A 2,167-nucleotide genomic window follows, 5' to 3' on the forward strand; every position below is an offset into this window, starting at 1 on the left:
CAAATTTAGGCCAAATAAACCGGGTTCACCTCATCTGAATGGCAAGGTAGAGCGCTCACAAAAGACTGATAAATCTGAGTTCTACGCTACTGTAGATATCGATTCAGAGGAAATTCAGAGTAAACTGGCAGAATGGCAGCATTACTATAACTGGATGAGACCACATTCAGCTTTGAAAGATAAAATACCGATGGAAAGGTACTTTGAATTATGTGAAGAAACTCCTTTCTTAGATGAAGTCCAGAAGCAATACGACCCCTCAAATGAACGGATTCAACATGCCAATTACAAGATGTATTTAGAGATTGCTAAATTGAAACGATCTCTATGAATTACGTATCTATATCATTTTTACTAATATAAAAACATATGAATAAAAATCACGCCCCGTTTAACTGGCAATAGTTTTTGAACCCTGGTATAAAAGCTTAAAAAAATCTAGAAAGTCTTTATTTAATGTCAATACTCATCCAGTATTGAGGTTTTTTATCTTTTCTTGCCTGTGATCTAGGTTGTAATACTCTAATTTCATACTCACCTGAAGCAGGTAAAATATAAATACCATTATCATCAAGCTCTGGAGAATATTCTCCAAGATTGATGGAGTCTTTTAATTGATTACCCCATAAGTAAGCTTCAACATTTCCTCCAGTCAACTTCACTTTTAACTTTTGCCCTTTTTTAGCATAAAATTTGTAGGAATCATACTTGTATCCATCTATCCTTCCGTAATAATTTGCAGAGTAAGCTTTTTTAGCAAACTTAACTACAATAGTCTTTCGTATATCATTGTTATCATTTGCAAGTACGACAGGGCTAACTATAGTTAAAGTTAGGGCTATCAAAGCGCCAGCTAGTAATTTCGTATTCGCTATTTCCATAAGGTTACCCTAATTCTTGTATCGCTCCTGACATAATAATATAACTAATAAGTAACCATGAATCATAGAGCAGAAATGTGAATAGTCATAACATGGGGTTACACTTCAAATGCCAATTTAAGACTTGCAAAATTAATGGTTAATTAATTGGTTACTAAGGACTAGCCAATCTAAATATAAATTTTATTTAACAATTACTTATAGAAATATGTGATGCGTATGATACGCATCATATGAATATCGCTTAAATTTGCTATAATTGAATTGAGCAGTGCCATTTGTGGTTAGGTTAAAAATTCATGAGTCTTACTGAAATTAAGGTACGTCAAGCTAAATCAAAGGAAAAAATCTATTTTCTGGCAGATGATGACGGCTTAAGTTTGAAGGTAGAACCAAACGGACGTAAATCTTGGAGTTACCGCTATTCACTTGCAGGGACAAATAAACGTCCTCGCATGAAGTTGGGTGAATATCCTGTAATGTCCTTGAAAGAGGCCAGATCAGTCCGGGATGAATATAAATTTAATAATTATGAAAATAAACCACTGCATAAAAAATACATCAAAACTTTTCAGGATATTTGTGAAGAGTGGTTAGAATTTAAAATTAAAAATTCCTTTGAAGATGAACCACGATGCGGTGTAATTCAGCTCGCAAAAAAATGTTTAGATCAGGATGTTTATCCAAATATTGGACTAATGCCATTTATTGAAATTAAAAGATATGATCTAGTTAAGATTATTAAAAAGATAGAATCTAGAAATGTAAAAGAACCTGTAAAGAAAGCCTATAGTTATTTAAATCAGATTTATGATTATGCGGTAGCGATGGGGTATTGTGAATATAATATTGCACATGGACTTCATAAAATATTAGTCAACAATAAGATTAAGAAAAACTATCCTCATTTGAATTCAGATGAATTATCTAATTTCTTAGCTAAATTAAATCAGATTAATACAGATCCTATTATTAAAAAAGCCCTGTTATTTAAATTATATACAGGCGTCCGTGGTGGAGAATTATTGCTTTGTGAACCACATCACTTCGATCTAGATAAAAAAATATGGAAAATACCAGCCTTACATATTAAACAATATAGAAGAAAGGTTATTTTAGGTCATGATATCCCTGATTTTTTTGTTCCACTATCTGATCAAGCACTTGAAGTTGTGAAATCAGCACTCGTTTGGTCTCATGGCGAGAAATATGTGTTTTCTAGCCCCCGAAATAATAATAAACCTATTCATTTTAATACCCTGAACTGGCTTTGTTGCACAAACCTA

Annotated in this window: 3 protein-coding genes; 2 read left to right on the forward strand and 1 reads right to left on the reverse strand. The window is 32.6% G+C overall.

The window, feature by feature from the left end; genetic code table 11:
• On the forward strand, positions 1–331 hold a 331-nt coding region (locus BK820_RS14805; protein ID WP_143045207.1), incomplete at its 5' end, for an integrase core domain-containing protein.
• A gap of 118 nt (positions 332–449) precedes the next feature.
• Here BK820_RS14805 and BK820_RS14810 read toward each other — a convergent pair.
• Positions 450–881 carry a PPC domain-containing protein gene (locus BK820_RS14810; RefSeq protein ID WP_004780041.1) on the reverse strand — a complete coding sequence of 144 codons (432 nt, stop codon included), beginning with the start codon at positions 879–881 and terminating at the stop codon, positions 450–452.
• A 299-nt stretch (positions 882–1,180) separates the two neighbouring features.
• Here BK820_RS14810 and BK820_RS14815 point away from each other — a divergent pair.
• A partial coding sequence (locus BK820_RS14815) for a tyrosine-type recombinase/integrase (RefSeq protein WP_071321333.1) occupies positions 1,181–2,167 on the forward strand: 987 nt, incomplete at its 3' end.

Source organism: Acinetobacter sp. LCT-H3 (assembly GCF_001866125.1).
Classification (GTDB): domain Bacteria; phylum Pseudomonadota; class Gammaproteobacteria; order Pseudomonadales; family Moraxellaceae; genus Acinetobacter; species Acinetobacter schindleri.